Source organism: Brevundimonas sp. NPDC058933 (assembly GCF_049315965.1).
GTDB lineage: Bacteria > Pseudomonadota > Alphaproteobacteria > Caulobacterales > Caulobacteraceae > Brevundimonas.
Genome location: NZ_JBMOSL010000004.1, coordinates 148,428 through 167,405 on the forward strand (window position 1 = coordinate 148,428; position 18,978 = coordinate 167,405).

Below are 18,978 nucleotides of genomic sequence, written 5' to 3' on the forward strand. Positions count from 1 at the left end.
GACCATGATGACCGCCATTTTCGTCTTCATCAAATGCGAGTTGGGCTACGCCAACGATGTCGCCGCCGATCTGGTCGACAACGTTGAAAACGTGTCGGAAGTTTACTCGACCTCGGGTCAGCACGACCTGCTGGCCAAGTTCCAGCTGCCCAAGGACGCCGACATCGGCACCTTCGTGACCAAGCAGGTGCAGACCCGCCCGCACATCCGCGACACCTTCACCGTCATCACCTTCTCGCCCTTCCTGCCGTCGAACAAATGACCGGGCTGGTCCTTCTGGCGCCGGGCCTGCCCGACAGCCTGCTGACGCCGCTGCGGGCCTCGGGTCTGAACTTGCAGACGCTGAAGGGCGCTCCGAGCCCCGAACAGGCCGAGGCGACGACCGCCTATGTCGTCTTCGGCGGCAGCCCGGCCTCCGCCGACCTGGTTGACGCCCTGCCGAACCTGAAGATCATCGCCGTCCATGGCGTCGGCTATGACGGGGTGGACGTGGCCCACGCCCGGTCGCGCGGCGTCGTCGTGACCAACACCCCCGACGTCCTGACCGAGGACGTGGCTGATCTGGCCCTGGCCCTGACGCTGAACACCCTGCGCGCCCTGCCGGCGGCGGAGCATCATCTACGCAGCGGCCGCTGGGCGGCGGGCGAACGCGCGCCCCTGACCCGCCGGGCCAGCGGACGGCGCTACGGCGTCCTCGGCCTGGGCCGCATCGGCGCCGCCATCGCGCGGCGGCTGGAACCGCTGGGCGGGTCCATCGCCTATCACAGCCGTCGCCCGGTCGAGGGCGTCGCCTACGCCTATCACGACAGCCCAGAATCACTGGCCGAGGCCGTGGACGTGCTGATCATCGCCACGCCAGGCGGCGCCGCGACCGAGAAGCTGGTCAATGCCCCGGTGCTGGCCGCGCTCGGCCCTGACGGCGTCCTGATCAACATCGCGCGCGGCGGGGTGGTGGACGAAGACGCCCTGATCGCCGCCTTGGCTGAAGAGCGCCTGTTCGGCGCCGGCCTCGATGTCTTCGCCCATGAACCCAGCGTGCCTCAGGCCCTGCTGGATCATCCGCGTTGTGTCCTGACGCCCCACGTCGGTTCGGCCACGGTCGAGACCCGCGCCGCCATGGCCGGCCTGGTGGCCGAGAAGCGCTGATAGGCGCCCAGCCCGACCAGCACCAGAACGGCGGCGATCAGCAAGGCGGTCGGATACACCAGCAGGGCCACGTCCTCGCGCGCCGTCTTGAACACCACCACCAGGGCCTCAAGGAAGACGGCGATGATGATGGTGGACAGGAACTTGGTCAGGCTGCGCCGGGCCTCCGCCGCGCTGCGCCACTCGCTGCCGCGCCGCACCTCGTCCTCGAACAGGTATTTGGCCACGTCGAACACGGCGATGGCGACGATGACATAGCCGAGCACGTCCAGGATGGCGTCGGCGCCGGACTGGTCGGGGCTGCGAATGGCCTCCCAGGCGTCGCCGAGCCCCAGCCAGACCAGCCCCAGGGCCAGCAGAAGCAGCAGCAGACTGGCCGCGCCGAACACCAGACGATTGAGAATGATCATGCCAAGGCCCCTCTGTGCAGGCCGCAAACGCGCCACAGGGGCTGCGGTTCAGAACCTTGGCCGGAGACCGTAGCCAATCGCAACGGATTGCTGTTAGCGTGGCCTCAGGGAAACGCAGCAAGGGCACGCAGATGACCGATCTGGAGACGTTCCGCGCCGAAACGCGCGCCTGGCTGGAGGCCAACTGTCCGCCGGAAGTGCGCGGGCCGCGCGACGGCGACGAGGACTATGTCTGGGGCGGCCGAAGCGCCGTGTTCAAGACCCCGGCGCACAAGCTCTGGATGGAGCGCATGGCCGCGCGCGGCTGGACCGCGCCGGAATGGCCCAGCGCCTATGGCGGCGGCGGCCTGTCCCGCGAGGAGGCCAAGGTGCTGGCGTCGGAGATGCGCCGCATCCAGGCCCAGATGCCTCTGGCCAGCTTCGGCATATGGATGCTCGGCCCGGCCCTGCTGGCGTTTGGAACCGAGGAGCAGAAGCAACGCTTCCTGCCCCCCATCGTGCGCGGCGAAATCCGCTGGTGTCAGGGCTATTCCGAGCCCGGCTCAGGCTCCGACCTGGCCTCGATCCAGACGCGGGCCGAGGATCGCGGCGACCACTGGATCGTCAACGGCCAGAAGGTCTGGACCTCCTACGCCGATCAGGCCGACTGGATCTTCTGTCTGGTCCGCACCGACCCCGAGGCGCCCAAGCATCTGGGCATCAGCTTCGTCCTGTTCGACATGGCGACGCCGGGGGTCAGCACCCGCCCCATCACGCTGATCAGCGGCAAGTCGCCCTTCTGCGAGACCTTCTTCGACGACGTGCGCGTCGAGAAGGAAAACCTGATCGGGACGCTGAACCGCGGCTGGGACGTGGCCAAGGCTCTGCTGGCGCATGAGCGCACCATGATCGGCGCCATGGGCGATGTCGGGGTCGGCCGCCCCCTGGGACAGGTCGCGGTCGATACCCTGGGCGTGGACGAGGCCGGCCGGCTGGACGAGCCGTCCTTGCGCGCCCGCATCAACGACTACGACATCGACGCCGCCGCCTTCCGTCTGGCGATGGAGCGGGTGGGGGATCAGGTGAAGGCCAAGCAGGCCCATCCGGCGATCGCCTCCATGCTGAAATACTACGGCTCCGAACTGAACAAGCGCCGCCACGAACTGGCCATGGCGGCGGGCGGCTCGGACGCGCTGGAATGGGAGGGCGAGCGTTCCAGGGACGGCGCCGTCGCCCGCGACTGGCTGCGCACCAAGGCCAACTCCATCGAGGGCGGGACCAGCGAGATCCAGCTGAACATCATCGCCAAACACCTGCTGCAACTGCCGGGAGCGTAAGGATGACCGCGCCTTCTTCTCCCTTCCCCCTCGAGGGGGGAAGGGTCGGGGATGGGGGTGCGCCCGCTGCCCTGACCTTTGAAACGCGAGAGGCGGCGCCTCCGATGTCTGATCGGAAAGCGCCTGCCTCCACCCCCACCCAACCCTCCCCCCTCGAGGGGGAGGGCTTCGGAGAATTGCTCTGATGCCCCTGATCCTGACCGAAGAACAGACCATGCTTCAGGACGCCGCCGACGGCTTCCTGAACGAGCACGCCCCCATCGCCCACCTGCGCCAGCTGCGCGACAGCCGCGACCCCGACGGCGTCTCGCGCGACCTGTGGCGGGCCTTCGGCGAGATGGGCTTTGCGGGCGTCCTCATTCCCGAAGAAGACGGCGGCTCCGGCCTCGGCGCCGTCGAGGCGGGCGTCATCGCGGAGAGCCTGGGCCGCACCCTGACGCCCTCGCCCTTCATGGGCTCCTCGGTGCTGGCCGCGACCGTGCTGAAGGCGGCGGGTTCAGACGCGCAGAAGGAATGGCTGGGCCGGATCGCGACGGGCGAGGCCATCCTCAGCCTTGCCGTGGATGAAGGTCCCAAGCACGCGCCGTCGAAGATCACGACCCGCGCCGAACGCGCCGGCAACGGCTTCAGGCTGAACGGCGCCAAGGGCTTCGTGCTGGACGGCCACATCGCCGACGCCCTGATCGTCGCCGCGCAGACGGATGAAGGCCTGACCCTCTTCCTGATCGACCCGCAGACCTCCGGCGTCGCGGTCGAGCGCACCGTCATGGTCGACGCCCACAACGCCGCGCGCGTCACCCTGACCGATGTGGTCGTGGACGCCGACGCCGTGATCGGCGCGGCGGGCGAGGGGCAGGGGCCGCTGGACGCCGCGCTTGTGCTCGGCCGGGCCTGCGCCGCCGCCTCCCTGGTCGGGGCTGGAGATCAGGCCTTCAAGGTCACGCTGGACTACCTGCGCACCCGCAAGCAGTTCGGCAAGCTGATCGGCGAGTTCCAGGCCCTGCAACACCGCGCCGCCCACCTGTTCACCGAGTTGGAGCTGGCCAGGGCCGCGACGCTTGCCGCCCTGCAAGCCATCGACTCGGGCCGTCCCGACGCCGAACAGGCCGCCGGCGTCGCCAAGGCCAAGGCCGGCCGCGTCGCCGAACTGGCGGTGCAGGAGGCGGTGCAGATGCACGGCGGCGTCGGCATGACCGACGAGTTCGACGTCGGCCTCTTCATGAAGCGCGTCCGCGTCCTCAACGAACTGCTCGGCGACGCCGGCTTCCACGCCGAACGCCTGGCGCGCGCGCAGGGGTTCTAAATCCCTTCTCCCCTTGAGGGAGAAGGTGGCCTGCGGAGCAGGTCGGATGAGGGGTGTCAGCGCCGAGGCTCGCCATGGAAAAGCCGTCCGACCGCAACCGCGCCTTCGCCCGCCGATCACGCGGCGCGATGACCACGACCGAATCCGCGCTCTGGACCTTGCTGCGTGACCGGCGACTTCATGGCGTCAAGTTTCGACGACAGGTTCCTATCGGCCCCTATGTCGCTGACTTCGCCTGTCATGCGCTGAAGCTGGTCATCGAGGCTGACGGCGGCGTCCATCGTCTTCGTGAGGAGGCGGACGCGAACCGGGACGCCTGGCTGGCCGAGGCGGGCTACACGGTTCTCCGTTTCGACAACACCATGATCCTGCGCAATCCGAACCTCGTGTTCGAGGCGATACGCGAACACATCCAACGCCGGCGTTGATACCCCTCATCCGTCTCGCTGCGCGAGCCACCTTCTCCCTCAAGGGGAGAAGGATGACTGTGGGCTCTTGGCCCGCTAAACCTCCCGCAAGGGAGAAACCACATGACGCGATCCAACGCGCCCGCCTATCAGACCGGCTTCGCCAATCATTTCGCCACCGAGGCCGTCGAGGGCGCCCTGCCGGTGGGCCGCAACTCGCCGCAGCGCCCGGCCCTGGGCCTCTATGCCGAGCAGCTGTCGGGCGCGGCCTTCACCGCGCCGCGCGACCACAATCTGCGCAGTTGGCTCTATCGTCTGCGGCCCTCGGCCCAGCACGGGCCGTATCAGCCTTTCGCGCAAGGACGCGTGCGTTCCGGCCCCTTCACCGAGACCCCGCCCAACCCCAACCGGATGCGCTGGGATCCTCTGCCTCTGCCCGAGGCGCCGACCGACTGGGTCGAGGGCCTGACCACCTATGGCGGCAACGGCGACGCGGATTCGGGTGTCGGCGTGGGCGTCCACCTCTATGCCGCCAACCGCTCGATGACCGACCGGGTCTTCTACGACGCCGACGGCGAGCTGCTGATCGTGCCGCAGCAGGGGAGCCACCGCTTCATCACCGAGATGGGCGTGATCGAGGCCGCGCCCGGTCACGTCGTCGTCATCCCGCGCGGCGTGCGCTTCCGCGTCGAGGTCGATGGGCCTGTGCGCGGCTATGTCTGCGAGAACTACGGCGCGCCCTTCCGCCTGCCCGACCTTGGCCCCATCGGCTCCAACGGCCTGGCCAATCCGCGCGACTTCGAGACCCCGGTCGCCTGGTTCGAGGACGTGGATCGCCCGACCGAGTGCGTCCAGAAATACGGCGGCCAGCTGTGGGCCACGACCTTCGACCACAGCCCGCTGGACGTGGTCGGCTGGCACGGCAACTACGCCCCCTATCGCTATGACACGGCGCGGTTCAACACCATCGGCACGGTCAGCTTCGACCACCCGGACCCGTCGATCTTCACCGTCCTGACCTCGCCGTCGGACACGCCCGGCACGGCCAACTGCGACTTCGTCATCTTCCCGCCGCGCTGGATGGTGGCCGAGGACACCTTCCGCCCGCCCTGGTTCCACAGGAACGTCATGAGCGAGTTCATGGGGCTGATCTTCGGCGAGTACGACGCCAAGGCGGGCGGCTTCGCCCCCGGCGGCGCCTCCTTGCACAACCGCATGAGCGGCCACGGCCCGGACCAGGCCAGCTGGAACGGGGCCACGAACGCCGAGCTGAAACCGCACAAGATCGAGAACACCCTGGCCTTCATGTTCGAGACGCGGATGCCCATCCGCACGACGGCATGGGCCGAGCAGACGCCGCAGATGCAGCTCGACTACGACGACTGCTGGACCGGATTCGAAAAAGGAAATGTCGGATGAAACTGAAAGCCCTGTGGCTCGCTGCCGGTCTCGCGCTCGCGGCCTGTTCGCCGACGCCCGCGCCTGAGCCGGTGGTCCCGACGGCCGAGGCGCCCGAACCTCCGACCATGTCCGTCAGCGCCAGCGCCTGCACCGCGCGCGGCGGCGAGATGCAGCAGGTCGGGCGGATGCAGTCCTGGCAGTGCGTGGTCAAATACGCCGACGCGGGCAAGCGCTGCACCGACGCCTCGCAATGCGAAGGCCAGTGCGAGATCGCCGGCAACAGCGGCATTGCGGCGGGGACGGCGGCGACCGGTGTCTGTCAGGCCGACAGCAACCGCTTCGGTTGCCGCACCACGGTCGAGAAGGGCAAGGCCGGGAACACCCTCTGCATCGATTGACGCAGGCCAGGCGTCAGGCATGAAAAAGCCCCCGTCGCGATCGCGACGGGGGCCTTGTCTGTTAGCCAGCCTTAGTTGGCGGGCGCCGGCGCCGGCGGAGTGGTGCTCGGCGAGGTGTTCGGCGTGTTCTGGGTCGTCATGCCGCCATCGGCGTTGCCGGCCTGCTGTTCGATGCGGTCGGCTTCGGCGTTAAGCGCCTGTTCCTGGGCTTCGTTCGGGGTCGCGGCGGCCTGGGCCTCCAGAGCGTCGGCCTGCTGTTCGGCAGCCTTGTCGGCGGCGCTTTCACCGCAGGCGGCCAGACCGGCGACGGCGACGATGGAAGCGGCGGCGAGAACGAGTTTACGCATGGTGTTCCTCCTTGTTGAGCGGGAAGAACGTCGCGCCTCACATTCGGTTCACGCCGCTGTGATGACTTTTTTCAGCCCGCCTCGGCGAAGGCCACCCGCGCGGCGCCCAGAAGCGCGGCCTGCTTGTGCAGGATCACCTTGGTCGGGATGGCTTCCATATACTCCTTGAACCGGCCCTTGCGCTCGAACCGCTGGCGGAAGGGGCTGGCCTTGAGGAAGGGCAGGATGCGCGGGGCGATGCCGCCGGCGATATAGACCCCGCCGCGCGCACCCGTCGTCAGGGCGATGTCGCCGGCCACCGCGCCCAGTATGGCGCAGAACCGCGCCAGGGTGTGGCCGCACGGGCTGTCGGGGTCTTTCAACGCCGTCTCGGTGATCTCCGCCGGGTCGTCGATATGGGTTTCACGTCCGTCGATCTCGGCCAGGGCCCGGTGCATGTTCAACAGGCCCGGCCCGCAGATCAGGCGCTCGATCGAGACCCGGTCATAGCGGCGGCGCAGGATGCGCAGGATCTCGTCCTCGACCGCGTCGCCGGGCGGGAAGCAGGCGTGGCCGCCCTCGGACGGCATGGCCATCTCCCTGCCGTGGGCGTCGCGCACCAGGGCCGAGACGCCGAACCCGGTGCCAGGACCCAGCACCGCCACCGTGGCGTGCGGATCGCCGTCCACCGGTCCGCCCAGCGAGGCCAGCTCGGCCTCCGGCACGATGGGCGCGCCCCAGGCCAGGGCCTCGAAGTCGTTGATCAGCCGGATCGGCTCCAGGCCCAGGGTCTGAAGCTCGCCCTCGGACACGCGCCAGGGCGAGTTGGTCAGGTCGATCTCACCGTCGGTCACGGGACCGGCCACGGCGATGACGCCGCCGGTCGGCTTGACCGCGCAGCCGTCGATGAAGGCCTTCACCCCCCCGAGGAAGGTCGGATAGGTCTCGGCCGGAAAACTCTCGTGGTGCTCCAGCACCGGGCGGCCGTCGACCATGCGGGTCAGGGCGAAGCGGGCGTTGGTGCCGCCGACATCGCCGACGAGAAGGATCTTGTCATTCATGGGTCGTTTCCTGCGCTCGGTTGGGCGGATCAGGCGTCCACCGTCCGGTCGACGAAATTGGGGTGAGGCGGCGTATCCGTATGTCCGCCTCCGCTGACGGGTACGGCGAAGCAGACGGTCGCGCCTTCTTCCGCCGTGGTCACGACGTGACGGAAGGCGCCGAACAGTTCGCGGCCATAGCCCCAGGAGGCCCCGTGAGCGTTGGCGGGGGAACGAACGGCCAGGGGGCGCGCAGTCAGGTCGCTCACGCCCACGGTGCTCAGAATCCCGGCCTCGGCGTCCAGACGAATAATGTCGCCGTCCCGCACATGGGCCAGCGGTCCTCCGGCCAGGGCCTCTGGGCTGACGTGGATGGCGGCGGGGGTCTTGCCGCTGGCGCCCGACATGCGGCCGTCGGTGACGAAGGCGACCTTGAAGCCCTTGTCCTGGATGACCGACAGGGCGGGCGACAGGGAGTGCAGCTCCGGCATGCCGTTGGCCTTGGGGCCCTGGAAGCGCAGCACCACGACCACGTCGCGGAACAGCTTGCCGTCCTTGAAGGCCTGCAGGGCGTCTTCCTGGGTCTCGAACACGGCGGCGGGGGCCTCGACGATGCGGTGCTCTAGCTTGACCGCCGAGACCTTGATCACCGCCCGGCCCAGATCGCCCTGCACCAGCCGCAACCCCCCCTCCTTGTCGAAGGGATCGGAGGCGGGACGCAGGATGTCGCGGTCCAGACTCTCCTTGACCCCGTCGCGCCAGACCAGTTCGCCGTCCACCAGCGAGGGCTCCTGGAAATAGGCCTCGATGCCCTGACCCATGACGGTGGTGACGTCCGAGTGGATATGGCCGGCCAGCGCCAGCTCGCGCGCCACGAAGGCCACGCCGCCCGCCGCCTGGAAGGCGTTCACGTCGGCCGAGCCGTTGGGATAGACCCGCGCCAGCAGGGGCGTCACCGACGACAGCTGGTCCATGTCGGTCCAGTCGATCAGCACCCCAGCCGCTCGCGCCATGGCGACCAGATGGATGGCGTGGTTGGTCGAGCCGCCGGTGGCCAGCAGGGCCACGATCATGTTGACGATCGACTTCTCGCTGATGACGTCGGCCATGCGGCCCTGGCCCGAGCGCGCCAGCTCGACCGTGCGCTTGGCGGCCGCCGACGTCAGGGCGTCGCGCAGCCCCGTCTCGGGGTGGACGAAGGCGGTCGAGGGCAGGTGCAGCCCGCCCAGCTCCATCATCATCTGGTTGGAGTTGGCCGTGCCGTAGAAGGTGCAGGTGCCGGGCGAATGATAGCTGCCGATCTCGCTGGCCAGCAGGGTGGTGCGGTCCACCATTCCTTGCGCGTATTCGGCGCGAATGCGGGCCTTCTCGGCGTTGGGAATGCCCGACGGCATCGGACCCGCAGGCGCGAACACGACCGGCAGGTGGCCAAAGGCCAGCGCCCCCATGAACAGGCCCGGCACGATCTTGTCGCAGACGCCCAGCATCATGGCGGCGTCAAAGGCGTCGTGGGTCAGGGCCACGCCCGTCGACATGGCGATGACGTCACGGCTGAACAGCGACAGCTCCATGCCGGGGCGGCCTTGGGTGACGCCGTCGCACATGGCCGGGGTTCCGCCCGCCACCTGGGCCGTGGCGCCGACTTCGCGCACCGCCTTGCGGATCACCTCGGGGAAACGCTCGAACGGCTGATGCGCCGACAGCATGTCGTTGTAGGCGGTGACCACGCCGATGTTGGGCTTCGACCCGTCCATGGCGGTCAGCTTGTCGGCGATGGTCTGGCCGGCGAAGGCGTGGGCCCAGTTGGCGCAGGACAGCTTGGCCCGGCCGGTCCCGCTGTCACGGGCGGCGTCCATGCGGCGAAGGTAGTCGGCGCGGGTCGCCCTGGAGCGTTCGACGATGCGAGCGGTGACTTCCGCCACGACAGGGTTCAGAGCCATCAGACGGCCTCCGTCCAAAGCACTTCAAGGGGAACCTGCGCCGCGATCAGGGCGGCGATGGGATGGATGCGCGGATCACCCTGGGCCTCACGCTCGAACACGGCGCGCTTGGCGCTGCCCGTCAGGGCCAGCACCACGCGCCGCGCGCCGACCAGATAGGGCAGGTTGATCGACAGTCGTTCCTGCGGCGGCGCCATGCCGTCTCGCCCCTGCGGCACGCCATAGACGGCGGGCTTGAGACCGGGCGTCAGCAGGGTCTTCAGCGTCGGGCTTTCGGGGAACATCGAACAGATATGCCCGTCCTCGCCCATGCCCAGCAGGACGGCGTCCAGACGCCCGCCTTCGGCGGCCAGCGCCTTCGACGCCTCGGCGGCGGCGCGATCCACCGTCACCGAAGGCGCGTACAGCGGCAGGAAGCGCGCGGCCGAGGCCGGCCCCGTCAGCAGGGTCCGTTTCATCAGGGCTGCATTCGAGTCCGGCGAGGTTTCCGGCACATAGCGCTCGTCCACCAGCGTCGCCGTGACCTTGGACCAGTCCAGGTCGGCCTCGGCCAGTCGCGCATAGATGGGCGAAGGGGTCGATCCGCCCGCGCCCGCAAGGACAGCGCGGCCATCGGCGGCGATCCCGGCGGCCAGCGCCTCCACCAGCCTTGCAGCGGCCGCCTCGGCCCAGGAGGCGGCCGTGGGAAAAACTTGGATCGCGGTCATCAAACCCTCCGCGGGGATGAGCGGATAGTTGTCACTCATCGTGCGTGTTCCACTTCCGCCCGGTCCGCGACAGCAGCAGGTCCGCAGCCTCCGGTCCCCAGCTTCCGGCCACATAGTCCAGCGGCTTGAAGTTGGCGCCCGACCAGGCGTCGGCCACCTCGTCGACCCACTTCCACGCCTGCTCCGCCTCGTCGCGGCGCACGAACAGGGTGCTGTCGCCGCTCATGGCGTCCAGCAGCAGCCGTTCATAGGCGATGCGACGGCGCGGCGGGGCGGCGTCCTTGCCGTTCACCCCCCAGGACAGGCTCATCCTGATCGGCTGAAGTTGCATGCGCTGATCCAGCCCCGGCTTCTTGTTCATCACCGACAGCGAGATGTCTTCCTCGGGCTGCAGCTCGATGACCAGGCGATTGGCCTCGATCGCGCCGCGGTCGCCGTGGTCGAAGATGGAGTGCGGCACCGGCTTGAACTGGATGACGATCTCGGTGCGCTTCTCGGGCAGGCGCTTGCCCGTCCGCATGAAGAAGGGCACCCCCGCCCAGCGCCAGTTGTCGATATCGGCGCGGATGGCGACGAAGGTCTCTGTGTCGGAGGGCTGGCCCCGTTCCTCGTCATAGCCCTTGGCCGGCTTTCCTTCGCTGGTCCCCGCCACATACTGGCCGCGCACCGTGACGCGTTCGGCCTCTTCCGGGGTGATGGGACGCAGGGAGCGCAGGACCTTGACCTTCTCGTTGCGCACCGAGTCCGGGTCCAGGTCCGAGGGCGGCTCCATCGCCACCAGGCACAGCAGTTGCAGCATATGGTTCTGCAACATGTCCCGCAGGGCGCCGTACTCGTCGTAATAGGGCCAGCGGTCGCCGACCCCGACGGTCTCGCCGACCGTGATCTGGACGTGGTCGACCGTCAGATTGTTCCACAGCGGCTCGAAGATGGTGTTGCCGAAGCGCAGGGCGATCAGGTTCTGGACCGTCTCCTTGCCCAGGTAGTGGTCGATGCGGAACACCTGACGCTCGTCGAAGGCATGGGCCACGGCGTCGTCGATTTCGAGGAAGCTCTCCAGATCGCGCCCGACCGGCTTCTCCAGCACGATGCGGCAGTTCTTTTCGGCCAGACCCGCCGTCTTCATCGCCGTGACGATACGGCCATAGAGGGAGGGCGAAACCGCCAGGAAGGAGGTCGTCTCGCCGTCGCCGGCCCTGGCCTTCAGCGCCTTCAGGCTTTCGGGATCGGTGGCGTCGACAGCCAGATAGTCGAGGCGGGCGGCCATGCGCGACCACGTGGTCTCATCCCAGCCGCCGTCGGCCTCGGCGCGCGCCTTCACCGCCTTGTGGACCTTGGCGACATACTCTTCGGCCGTCTCGCTGGAGCGGGCGGCGCCGATGATCTTCAATCCGTCAGGCAGCAGGCCGTCGTGGTCGAGGAAATAGAGCGAAGGCAGCAACATCCGCATGGCGAGGTCGCCGCCGCCGCCGAACAGAATCAGTGCCGCCATTCGCCTTGTTCCTCCCTGGTCCCGACATGCAGGATCGTCGCCTTAAGGCTTAGCCATTGGTCTTGGCCGCTTCCGCGCGCTTCGCCAAGACGACCAATACGTCCTGAAACACCATGTTACGGGCATGGAGAAGAACGAGCAGATGATAGATCAAATCCGCCGCCTCGCTGGCGAGTTCCGCATTATCTCCCGCCGCCCCGGCCAGAGCCGTCTCCACGCCCTCTTCGCCAACCTTTTGCGCCGCCCGTTTCGGCCCCTGGGCGATCAGGCGCGCGGTCCAGCTGTCGTTGGGATCGGCCTGGGCGCGAACGTGGATGGTGCGCTCCAGACGGCCGATACGGCCCAGGCCCGGCGCGTCCTCGTCGCCGAAGCAGCTGATGCGGTTCAGATGGCAGGCGTTGCCGACCGGGCGGACCTTCACCACCACGGCGTCGCCGTCGCAGTCGGGCGTCACCGAGACCACGTTGAGGAAATCGCCCGAGGTCTCGCCCTTCCGCCACCGCCCGCCGCGCGAGCGTGAAAAGAAGGTGGCCTGGCCGCTGTCCAGCGTCTCGCGCAGCGCCGCCTCGTCCATATAGGCCAGGGTCAGCACCTGAAGCGTGTCGGCGTCCTGCACCACGGCGGGGATCAGGCCGTCCCCCTTGGCGAAGTCGATCTGGGTGATGTCGAGGGTCATGACCCTTCTCCCCTTGTGGGAGAAGGTGGGCGCCGGAGGCGCTCGGATGAGGGGGAGGGTTCAGCGCACGCGATGGTCGAAGTTGAGTGTGAGGCAGGCCGCCCCCTCATCCGTCTCGCTGCGCGAGCCACCTTCTCCCTCGAGGGGAGAAGGGCGTTTCGGTTGTTCATATCCTTACCTCCACCCCGACCTGATCGAGGTAATGCTTGAGATCGGGAATCGCGATGGCGCCCGAGTGAAACACGCTGGCCGCCAGGGCGCCCGACACGTCGGCCTCCAGAAACACGTCGCGGAAATGCTCGACCGCCCCGGCCCCGCCCGAGGCCACCAGCGGAATGGTCAGCCGCCGCCGCGCCTCGGCCAGTTGTTCGAGGTCATAGCCGCGCCGCACCCCGTCCTGATCGATGCAGTTCAGCACGATCTCCCCGGCGCCGAGGGTCTGCGCTTCCACGATCCAGTCCATGGTCAGCCTGCCCGCGCCGCGTCGGGCGTTAGGATCGCCGGTGTATTTGTGCACCCGCCATTCGCCGTCCTGAAAGGCGCTGTCGACGCCGACGACGACGCATTGCCGCCCCAGCCGCTGGGCCATCTCGCCGATCAGCTCGGGGCGTTCCAGCGCGGGGGAGTTGATCGACACCTTGTCGGCCCCGTGGTCGAGACAGCGCGCCGCCTGCTCCACCGTGCGGATGCCGCCGGCGACGCAGAAGGGGATGTCCAGCAGCCGGGCGATGTCCTGCACCCAGCCATAGTCCAGCGTCCGTCCCTCCGGGCTGGCGGTGATGTCGTAGAAGACCAGTTCGTCGGCGCCGGCGTCGCGATAGCGCGCGGCCAGTTCGGCGGCGTCGCCCATGTCGACGTGCCCCTCGAACCGCACGCCCTTGACCACCCGTCCGTCCTTGACGTCGAGGCAGGGGATGATGCGTCTCGCGGTCATGGTGCGACGACTTTCAGGGCCTCGGCCACGGTGAAGCGCCCCTCATAGATGGCCCGTCCGACGATGGCTCCGTCGCAGCCCAGATCGCGCGCGGCGGTCAGGTCGTCGAGCGACGCCACCCCGCCCGAGGCCTGGATCTTCAGCTCCGGCCGTCGCGCCAGCGCCTCGCCCAGAAGGTCGAGGTTGGGCCCGGTCAGGGCGCCGTCACGGCCCACGTCGGTCATCAGCACATGGGTCAGCAGATCGGACGGATAGCGCGCCAGCACGCTCCACAGATCGACCCCCGCCGACTGGGTCCAGCCCTTCAGCGCGGGCACCGGAACCCCGTCCTCATACTTGACGTCCAGAGCCAAGGTGATGCGTTCGGCCCCGAACCGGTCCAGCCAGGCCAGGACCTCGTCGGATTGGGTCACGGCCAGCGATCCGACCACGACGCGGCTGACGCCCGCCTCCAGCAACCGTTCCACATCAGCCTCGGACCGCACTCCGCCGCCGGATTGGATTTTCACCGCCACCGAGGCCGCCATCTCGCCGATCAGGCCGTGCTGCATGGCGCGCCCGGCCTCGGCGCCGTCCAGATCGACGACGTGGACCCAGTCGGCGCCCTCAGTCGCGAAGGCGGCCAGGCGGGCGGCCGGGACCTCGTCATAGCGGGTCACCTGATCGAACCGCCCGTGCATCAGGCGCACGCAGACGCCGTCCTTCAGGTCGATGGCGGGATAGACGATCATGTTGCTGCACTTTCTGCCGTCATTCTCCGGCAAGCCGCGAAGCGGCGCTGACCGGGGAACCCAGCGGCGCCCGCTAGGGCGAAAGACCCACGCACTGCGTTTGCCGTGAAGATCGCCTTCGGCGCCGCTGGGTCCCCCGATCTTCGCTTCGCTGCGTCGGAGGATGACGATAGCAAGGGGATCACGCCGGGATCTCCAGGAAGTTCTTCAGGATACGCGCGCCCGCCGCGGCGGACCGCTCCGGGTGGAACTGGCAGCCCCAGCGGTTGGCGCTGTTGACCACGGCGGGGATGGCGACGCCGTAGTCGGCGGCGGCGAGGGTCGCCGGTCCGTCGGGGCAGACGAAGCCGTGGACGAAATAGGCCCAGTCGCCGTCCTTGACCCCCTCCAGCAGGGGATCGGGGCGACGGATGGCCAGACGGCTCCAGCCCATGTGCGGCGAAGGGCGCGAAGGCGCGGGAAGGATGGCCTCGACCCGGCCTGGGATCAGACCCAGCAGATCGACGCCCCCATCCTCGGCGCTGGTCTCGAACAGCAGTTGCTGGCCCAGGCAGACGCCCATCAGAGGGCGTTTGAACTGACGTAGAGGCTCGACCAGACCGAGCGCGTTCAGCCGCTGCATGGCGTAGCCCGCAGCCCCGACGCCGGGCAGGATGACCCGCTCGGCCTCATCCAGGTCAGCGGGATCGGCGGTGATCCGCACCCGCGCGCCCAGCCGCTCCAGCGCGAACCGCACCGAGGCCACATTGCCCGAGCCGTAACCGATCAGGGTGACGTTGCTCATGAGCCTGTTCCGATCCTCCCCTGTCGCGTAGCGGCGGGGGAGGGGGACCATGCGCAGCATGGTGGAGGGGGCGAAATCTGGCCGCAGCGTGTGGGATTCGCCCCCTCCACCGCTGCGCGGTCCCCCTCCCCCGCTCCGCAGGGGAGGATTGAGAGTGCGTGACCCATCACAACACCCCCTTGGTGCTCGGTACGACATCGCCCTCGACGCGGATGGCCTGACGCAGGGCGCGGCCCAGGGCCTTGTAGACGGCCTCCGTCTTGTGGTGGTCGTCGTCGCCGGTGACCGTGACGTGGATGGCCGCGCCCAGATTTTCAGCCAGAGACCGGATGACGTGGCCCGTCAAATCAGTGCGGTAGTCGCCGATAAAGGGGGTCGCAAACGTCCCCTCGAACACCGGATAGGGCCGCCCCGACAGGTCGATGGACACCGCCGCATTGGCCTCGTCCATCGGCAGGACGAAGCCGTAGCGCTGGATGCCCTTGCGCTCGCCCAGCGCCTGTTTCAGCGCCTGACCCAGGGCGATGGCGCTGTCCTCGATGGTGTGGTGCGGATCGGTGTGCAGGTCGCCCTCGCACGACAGGCGGATCGAGAACCCGCCGTGCGCCGCCACCTGTTCGATCATGTGGTCGAAGAAGCCGACGCCCGTGTGGATCGTCACCGGCCCGGCGCTGTCCAGATCGACGGCGCAGACGATGCGCGTCTCCTTCGTATCGCGCACGGCCTGTCCGACGCGGGTGCGGCGCACCTTGGCGTGGGCGGCGCCCAGGGCGACCAGCAGCCGGTCGTTGACCTCGGGCTTGAGCGAGACGGGCAGGCGCACGCGCTCGCCCGCAGTATCGGCTTCAAGACCGAAGCGGCGCAGGTCTGCAATGACCGCAGCCGGATCAGAGGGCCGCGCGATGATCACCGGCCCGACCCCGGCCTCCAGCGGCATCAGCCGCGACAGGGCCTCGGCGACGCGGACCCGCTCGCGGCGCACGCCGCCGATGCGCTCGGCCGTCTCGATCATCCGCGACGGGTCCAGGGCCTGCATCGCCAGCCGCGCCGAGACCTCGGGCAGGGCGTAGGGCTCCAGCACGCTCGCCAATCGGGCCAGCGTCTGTTCTTGCCCGACTGCCGCTCCGACCCGCGCCCCGGCCAGCCCATAGGCCAGCGACAGGCTGCGCAGCACGATCAGGTTGGCGTGGTCCTTCACCACCGTCGCGGCGGAAGCGGCGTCGGCGAACTCGACCAGCCCCTCGTCCACGACCAGCAGGGCCGGGGCGACGCGTTCGGCCATCTCGGCCACCGCCTCGGGCGAGCCCAGGGCGCGGATGACGACGGCGGCGATCTCGGCGCCTTCAACCGGACGGGCGTAGAGGGCGGCCAGGCCCTGATAGGGTTCGGCGTCCGGCGCCTGAACCTTCTGCCCGTGGCGGGCGGCCAGACGCCAGACCAGTTCCAGCCCGTGCGTCAGCCCGCGCACCGGCAGCACCTGATCGGCGGCGACGCCGTAGAGATCGGCCAGCCGCGCGGCGAGCGCGGTCGGCTCGGCTGGATAGCGGTCCAGACCTTCGCCGCCGGACACCAGCGGGGGATAGGGGGCGGGCAGGGTCACTTGAGATCCTCCCCTGCGTAGCGGGGGAGGGGGACCATGCGCAGCATGGTGGAGGGGGCGGAAACGGGCATGACGGCGAAGCGGGCTTCTAGCGGGCGCGGCCAGAGCCGCCCCCTCCACCGCCTGCGGCGGTCCCCCTCCCCCGTAGAACGGGGGAGGATCAAGACGGCGCGGCTCATGCTTCCGTCCTCAGATCGGCCGCCCGCGCGTGAGCCTCCAGCCCCTCCATCCGCGCCAGGCGGGCGGCGACCGGAGCCAGGGCGGCGGCCCCGGCCTGCGTCACCGTCTGCACCGACATGGTGGTCATGAAGCTGGCGGTGGTGATGCCGCCGAGCGTCCGCGCTCCGCCGTCGGTGGGCAGGACGTGGCTGGGTCCCGCGGCGTAGTCGCCCAGCGTCTCGGCCGCCCAGCGACCGACGAAGACCGCCCCGGCGGCGGTGATCTTCTCGACCAGACGTTCCGCCTCCTCGGCCTGGATCGACAGGTGTTCGGGGCCATAGAGGTTGGCCACGGCGCAGGCCTCGGCCATGTCGGCCACGCGGATGGCGCGAGCCTCGGCCAACGAGGCGCGGGCGATCGCCGCGCGGGGCAGGGTCTCCACCTGACGTTCGACCTCGGCGACGATCTCGTTCAGGGCGGTGCCGCTGTCGGAGACCAGCAGAACCTGGGCGTCGGCGTCGTGCTCGGCCTGGCTCAACAGGTCGGCGGCGACGATCTCGAAGTTGGCGTCGCGGTCGGCGATGACCAGCAGTTCAGACGGCCCCGCCGGCATATCCTGGGCCGGTCCGCCCGGCAGGCTCGAGGCATACCGCTTGGCCTCGGCCACGTAGGCGTTGCCGGGGCCGAACAGCTTGTCGACCGGAGCGATCACGCCCTCGTCCAGTTCAACGCCGAACGTCAACGCCGCAATCGCCTGCGCCCCGCCCAGCAACCACAGCTCATCCAGCCCCGCCTCGGCGGCGGCGACGATCATGGCCGGGTGGACCGAGCCGTCCTTCGACGGCGGCGTCACGGCCACGCGCCGCCCGACCCCGGCCACGCCCGCCGGGATGGCCAGCATCAGCAGGGACGAGAACAGCGGCGCCGTGCCGCCGGGCACATAGAGACCCGCCGAACCGATGGGCCGCCAGACCAGCTTGGACTTCACGCCCGGGGTGGTCTCGATGAAGGCCGTGTCCTCGGGCCGCGTCGCGGCGTGGAAGACCCGCACATTGTCGGCGGCGACCCGCAGGGCGCGCGCGGCGGCGGGCGGCAGGTCGGCGCGCGCCTCGGCTCCGGCCTTCTCGGAGATGGCCACCCGGCGCGGCGCGGCGCCGTCCAGCTTGATCGCCCAGTCGGTCACGGCGGCCCCGCCGCGCGCCTGCACGTCGTCGAAGATCTCGCGCACCACGTTGGTGACGAAACCCTCGGTGCGCTGCTGCGGACGGGCCAGGGCGGCCTTGCGCTGGCCTGCGTCCAGCTTGTTCCAGTCGATCCGCTTCATCACATCATCTTCTCGATCGGCAGGACCAGGATGGCCGAGGCCCCCGCCGCCTTCAGCTTCTCCAGCGTCTCCCAGAAGACGGCCTCCTGGCAGACGGCGTGGACGGCCACGGCGTCGTCGCGGCCCGACAGGGGCATGACGGTGGGCGACCCGGCGCCGGGCAGGATGGCGGTGATCTGATCCAGAGCCGAGCGCGGCGCGTTCAGCATGACGTACTTGGCCCCTTGCGAGGACACCACGCCGGCCATCCGCTCGATGATGCTGTCCAGCAGGTGTTGCAGCCCCGCCTCGGGCGCGGTCGGCGCCTTGATCAGCACCGCCTGACTGTCCAGCACGGTCTCTTTTGCGATAAGGCCGTTGGCCTCCAGCGTGGCGCCGGTCGAGACCAGATCGCAGATGGCCGAGGCCAGCTTCAGCCGGGGCGCCACCTCGACCGCGCCGCGCATGGTGACGATGTCGGCGCCGACGCCGTTCTCATCCAGAAAACGACGCAGGATCCTGGGATAGGAGGTGGCGATACGCAGCCCCTCCAGCGAGGTCGGACCGGCGTAGTCCAGCGTCGGCGGCACGGCGATCTTCAGGGTGCAGCGGCCAAAGCCCAGGGGCATGACCACCTCGGCGTTCGGCCCGCCGTTCCTGACCTCTTCCAGCACGTTCTCGCCGACGATCCCCAGGTCGCAGACCCCGTCCGCCACGAAGGTCGGAATGTCGTCGTCACGCACGCGCAGCAGATCGATCGGATAGTTCTCGATCCGGTACAGCAGGTCGTTGTTGCCCTTGACGACGCGCAAGCCGGCGTCGCGAACCAGGTCCAGGCTGCGTTCGGCCAGACGGCCGGATTTCTGGACGGCGATGCGAAGCCGCCCCTGCACGGTGCTCATGAT

General features: G+C 69.2%; 20 protein-coding genes. 7 read left to right on the plus strand and 13 right to left on the minus strand.

The window, feature by feature from the left end; all coding sequences use genetic code 11:
• The first annotated feature begins 4 nt into the window (after nucleotides 1-4).
• Both ACOZBP_RS10435 and ACOZBP_RS10440 read left to right on the plus strand, forming a co-directional pair.
• Nucleotides 5-262: an Lrp/AsnC ligand binding domain-containing protein gene (locus tag ACOZBP_RS10435; RefSeq protein ID WP_422676361.1), complete on the plus strand. Its 258-nt coding sequence runs from the start codon at nucleotides 5-7 to the stop codon at nucleotides 260-262.
• Complete coding sequence (locus ACOZBP_RS10440; RefSeq protein WP_422676362.1) at nucleotides 259-1,146, plus strand: 2-hydroxyacid dehydrogenase; 888 nt, start codon at nucleotides 259-261, stop codon at nucleotides 1,144-1,146. Before ACOZBP_RS10435 ends, ACOZBP_RS10440 begins: the two co-directional genes overlap by 4 nt.
• Here ACOZBP_RS10440 and ACOZBP_RS10445 read toward each other — a convergent pair.
• On the minus strand, nucleotides 1,056-1,556 hold the full coding sequence (locus tag ACOZBP_RS10445; RefSeq protein WP_422676363.1) for a GNAT family acetyltransferase: 501 nt from the start codon (nucleotides 1,554-1,556) through the stop codon (nucleotides 1,056-1,058). The genes ACOZBP_RS10440 and ACOZBP_RS10445 overlap by 91 nt on opposite strands.
• Before the next feature lie 131 nt (nucleotides 1,557-1,687).
• On the opposite strand from ACOZBP_RS10445, the gene ACOZBP_RS10450 reads away from it, so the two are divergent.
• The 5 genes from ACOZBP_RS10450 to ACOZBP_RS10470 all read left to right on the plus strand — a co-directional run bounded on the left by ACOZBP_RS10450 (nucleotide 1,688) and on the right by ACOZBP_RS10470 (nucleotide 6,381).
• Nucleotides 1,688-2,872, plus strand: a complete 1,185-nt coding sequence (locus ACOZBP_RS10450) for an acyl-CoA dehydrogenase family protein (RefSeq protein ID WP_422676364.1) — start codon at nucleotides 1,688-1,690, stop codon at nucleotides 2,870-2,872.
• A 184-nt stretch (nucleotides 2,873-3,056) separates the two neighbouring features.
• Nucleotides 3,057-4,175, plus strand: a complete 1,119-nt coding sequence (locus ACOZBP_RS10455; protein ID WP_422676365.1) for an acyl-CoA dehydrogenase family protein — start codon at nucleotides 3,057-3,059, stop codon at nucleotides 4,173-4,175.
• A gap of 74 nt (nucleotides 4,176-4,249) precedes the next feature.
• Nucleotides 4,250-4,603, plus strand: a complete 354-nt coding sequence (locus ACOZBP_RS10460; RefSeq protein WP_422676366.1) for an endonuclease domain-containing protein — start codon at nucleotides 4,250-4,252, stop codon at nucleotides 4,601-4,603.
• Between the two features lie 102 nt (nucleotides 4,604-4,705).
• Complete coding sequence (gene hmgA, locus ACOZBP_RS10465; RefSeq protein ID WP_422676367.1) at nucleotides 4,706-6,001, plus strand: homogentisate 1,2-dioxygenase; 1,296 nt, start codon at nucleotides 4,706-4,708, stop codon at nucleotides 5,999-6,001.
• A complete protein-coding gene (locus ACOZBP_RS10470; protein ID WP_422676368.1) occupies nucleotides 5,998-6,381 on the plus strand; it encodes a hypothetical protein in 384 nt (127 codons plus the stop codon). The genes hmgA and ACOZBP_RS10470 overlap by 4 nt, the downstream gene beginning before the upstream one ends.
• Nucleotides 6,382-6,452: 71 nt before the next feature.
• Here the strand turns inward: ACOZBP_RS10470 and ACOZBP_RS10475 are convergent, their stop codons facing one another.
• From ACOZBP_RS10475 to hisG, 12 genes are all read right to left on the minus strand, one after another.
• Entirely contained in the window at nucleotides 6,453-6,728 is a 276-nt protein-coding gene (locus ACOZBP_RS10475; protein ID WP_422676369.1) for a hypothetical protein, read from the minus strand.
• A 71-nt stretch (nucleotides 6,729-6,799) separates the two neighbouring features.
• Nucleotides 6,800-7,768, minus strand: a complete 969-nt coding sequence (gene glk / locus ACOZBP_RS10480) for a glucokinase (RefSeq protein WP_422676370.1) — start codon at nucleotides 7,766-7,768, stop codon at nucleotides 6,800-6,802.
• A gap of 29 nt (nucleotides 7,769-7,797) precedes the next feature.
• Nucleotides 7,798-9,687, minus strand: a complete 1,890-nt coding sequence (edd, locus tag ACOZBP_RS10485; protein ID WP_422676371.1) for a phosphogluconate dehydratase — start codon at nucleotides 9,685-9,687, stop codon at nucleotides 7,798-7,800.
• Nucleotides 9,687-10,394: a 6-phosphogluconolactonase gene (gene pgl, locus ACOZBP_RS10490; protein ID WP_422676372.1), complete on the minus strand. Its 708-nt coding sequence runs from the start codon at nucleotides 10,392-10,394 to the stop codon at nucleotides 9,687-9,689. The genes edd and pgl overlap by 1 nt, the downstream gene beginning before the upstream one ends.
• A gap of 31 nt (nucleotides 10,395-10,425) precedes the next feature.
• A complete protein-coding gene (gene zwf / locus ACOZBP_RS10495) occupies nucleotides 10,426-11,886 on the minus strand; it encodes a glucose-6-phosphate dehydrogenase (protein ID WP_422676373.1) in 1,461 nt (486 codons plus the stop codon).
• Between the two features lie 49 nt (nucleotides 11,887-11,935).
• Nucleotides 11,936-12,562: a bifunctional phosphoribosyl-AMP cyclohydrolase/phosphoribosyl-ATP diphosphatase HisIE gene (hisIE, locus tag ACOZBP_RS10500; RefSeq protein ID WP_422676374.1), complete on the minus strand. Its 627-nt coding sequence runs from the start codon at nucleotides 12,560-12,562 to the stop codon at nucleotides 11,936-11,938.
• 166 nt (nucleotides 12,563-12,728) lie between these two features.
• The gene (hisF, locus tag ACOZBP_RS10505; RefSeq protein ID WP_422676375.1) at nucleotides 12,729-13,496 is read right to left on the minus strand and encodes an imidazole glycerol phosphate synthase subunit HisF; all 768 of its coding nucleotides are present in this window, start codon (nucleotides 13,494-13,496) and stop codon (nucleotides 12,729-12,731) included.
• The gene (gene hisA, locus ACOZBP_RS10510) at nucleotides 13,493-14,227 is read right to left on the minus strand and encodes a 1-(5-phosphoribosyl)-5-[(5-phosphoribosylamino)methylideneamino]imidazole-4-carboxamide isomerase (protein WP_422676376.1); all 735 of its coding nucleotides are present in this window, start codon (nucleotides 14,225-14,227) and stop codon (nucleotides 13,493-13,495) included. The genes hisF and hisA overlap by 4 nt, the downstream gene beginning before the upstream one ends.
• Nucleotides 14,228-14,408: 181 nt before the next feature.
• A complete protein-coding gene (hisH, locus tag ACOZBP_RS10515; protein ID WP_422676377.1) occupies nucleotides 14,409-15,011 on the minus strand; it encodes an imidazole glycerol phosphate synthase subunit HisH in 603 nt (200 codons plus the stop codon).
• 166 nt (nucleotides 15,012-15,177) lie between these two features.
• Nucleotides 15,178-16,611 (minus strand): imidazoleglycerol-phosphate dehydratase HisB, encoded by a 1,434-nt coding sequence (gene hisB / locus ACOZBP_RS10520; RefSeq protein WP_422676378.1) that lies wholly within the window; start codon nucleotides 16,609-16,611, stop codon nucleotides 15,178-15,180.
• A 175-nt stretch (nucleotides 16,612-16,786) separates the two neighbouring features.
• Nucleotides 16,787-18,094, minus strand: a complete 1,308-nt coding sequence (gene hisD, locus ACOZBP_RS10525; protein WP_422676379.1) for a histidinol dehydrogenase — start codon at nucleotides 18,092-18,094, stop codon at nucleotides 16,787-16,789.
• Entirely contained in the window at nucleotides 18,094-18,975 is an 882-nt protein-coding gene (hisG, locus tag ACOZBP_RS10530; RefSeq protein WP_422676380.1) for an ATP phosphoribosyltransferase, read from the minus strand. The genes hisD and hisG overlap by 1 nt, the downstream gene beginning before the upstream one ends.
• Between the last annotated feature and the right edge of the window lie 3 nt (nucleotides 18,976-18,978).

Excerpts from the sequence above, each read along its gene's own strand:
- zwf (WP_422676373.1), bottom strand. The coding sequence starts at position 11,886 with ATGGCGGCACTGATTCTGTTCGGCGGCGGCGGCGACCTCGCCATGCGG.
- hisD (WP_422676379.1), bottom strand. The coding sequence starts at position 18,094 with ATGAAGCGGATCGACTGGAACAAGCTGGACGCAGGCCAGCGCAAGGCC.
- ACOZBP_RS10455 (WP_422676365.1), top strand. The coding sequence starts at position 3,057 with ATGCCCCTGATCCTGACCGAAGAACAGACCATGCTTCAGGACGCCGCC.
- hisA (WP_422676376.1), bottom strand. The coding sequence starts at position 14,227 with ATGATCGTCTATCCCGCCATCGACCTGAAGGACGGCGTCTGCGTGCGC.
- edd (WP_422676371.1), bottom strand. The coding sequence starts at position 9,687 with ATGGCTCTGAACCCTGTCGTGGCGGAAGTCACCGCTCGCATCGTCGAA.
- ACOZBP_RS10460 (WP_422676366.1), top strand. The coding sequence starts at position 4,250 with ATGGAAAAGCCGTCCGACCGCAACCGCGCCTTCGCCCGCCGATCACGC.
- ACOZBP_RS10450 (WP_422676364.1), top strand. The coding sequence starts at position 1,688 with ATGACCGATCTGGAGACGTTCCGCGCCGAAACGCGCGCCTGGCTGGAG.
- ACOZBP_RS10435 (WP_422676361.1), top strand. The coding sequence starts at position 5 with ATGATGACCGCCATTTTCGTCTTCATCAAATGCGAGTTGGGCTACGCC.
- hisG (WP_422676380.1), bottom strand. The coding sequence starts at position 18,975 with ATGAGCACCGTGCAGGGGCGGCTTCGCATCGCCGTCCAGAAATCCGGC.
- glk (WP_422676370.1), bottom strand. The coding sequence starts at position 7,768 with ATGAATGACAAGATCCTTCTCGTCGGCGATGTCGGCGGCACCAACGCC.
- ACOZBP_RS10475 (WP_422676369.1), bottom strand. The coding sequence starts at position 6,728 with ATGCGTAAACTCGTTCTCGCCGCCGCTTCCATCGTCGCCGTCGCCGGT.
- hisIE (WP_422676374.1), bottom strand. The coding sequence starts at position 12,562 with ATGACCCTCGACATCACCCAGATCGACTTCGCCAAGGGGGACGGCCTG.
- ACOZBP_RS10440 (WP_422676362.1), top strand. The coding sequence starts at position 259 with ATGACCGGGCTGGTCCTTCTGGCGCCGGGCCTGCCCGACAGCCTGCTG.
- ACOZBP_RS10470 (WP_422676368.1), top strand. The coding sequence starts at position 5,998 with ATGAAACTGAAAGCCCTGTGGCTCGCTGCCGGTCTCGCGCTCGCGGCC.
- hisF (WP_422676375.1), bottom strand. The coding sequence starts at position 13,496 with ATGACCGCGAGACGCATCATCCCCTGCCTCGACGTCAAGGACGGACGG.
- ACOZBP_RS10445 (WP_422676363.1), bottom strand. The coding sequence starts at position 1,556 with ATGATCATTCTCAATCGTCTGGTGTTCGGCGCGGCCAGTCTGCTGCTG.
- hmgA (WP_422676367.1), top strand. The coding sequence starts at position 4,706 with ATGACGCGATCCAACGCGCCCGCCTATCAGACCGGCTTCGCCAATCAT.
- pgl (WP_422676372.1), bottom strand. The coding sequence starts at position 10,394 with ATGACCGCGATCCAAGTTTTTCCCACGGCCGCCTCCTGGGCCGAGGCG.
- hisH (WP_422676377.1), bottom strand. The coding sequence starts at position 15,011 with ATGAGCAACGTCACCCTGATCGGTTACGGCTCGGGCAATGTGGCCTCG.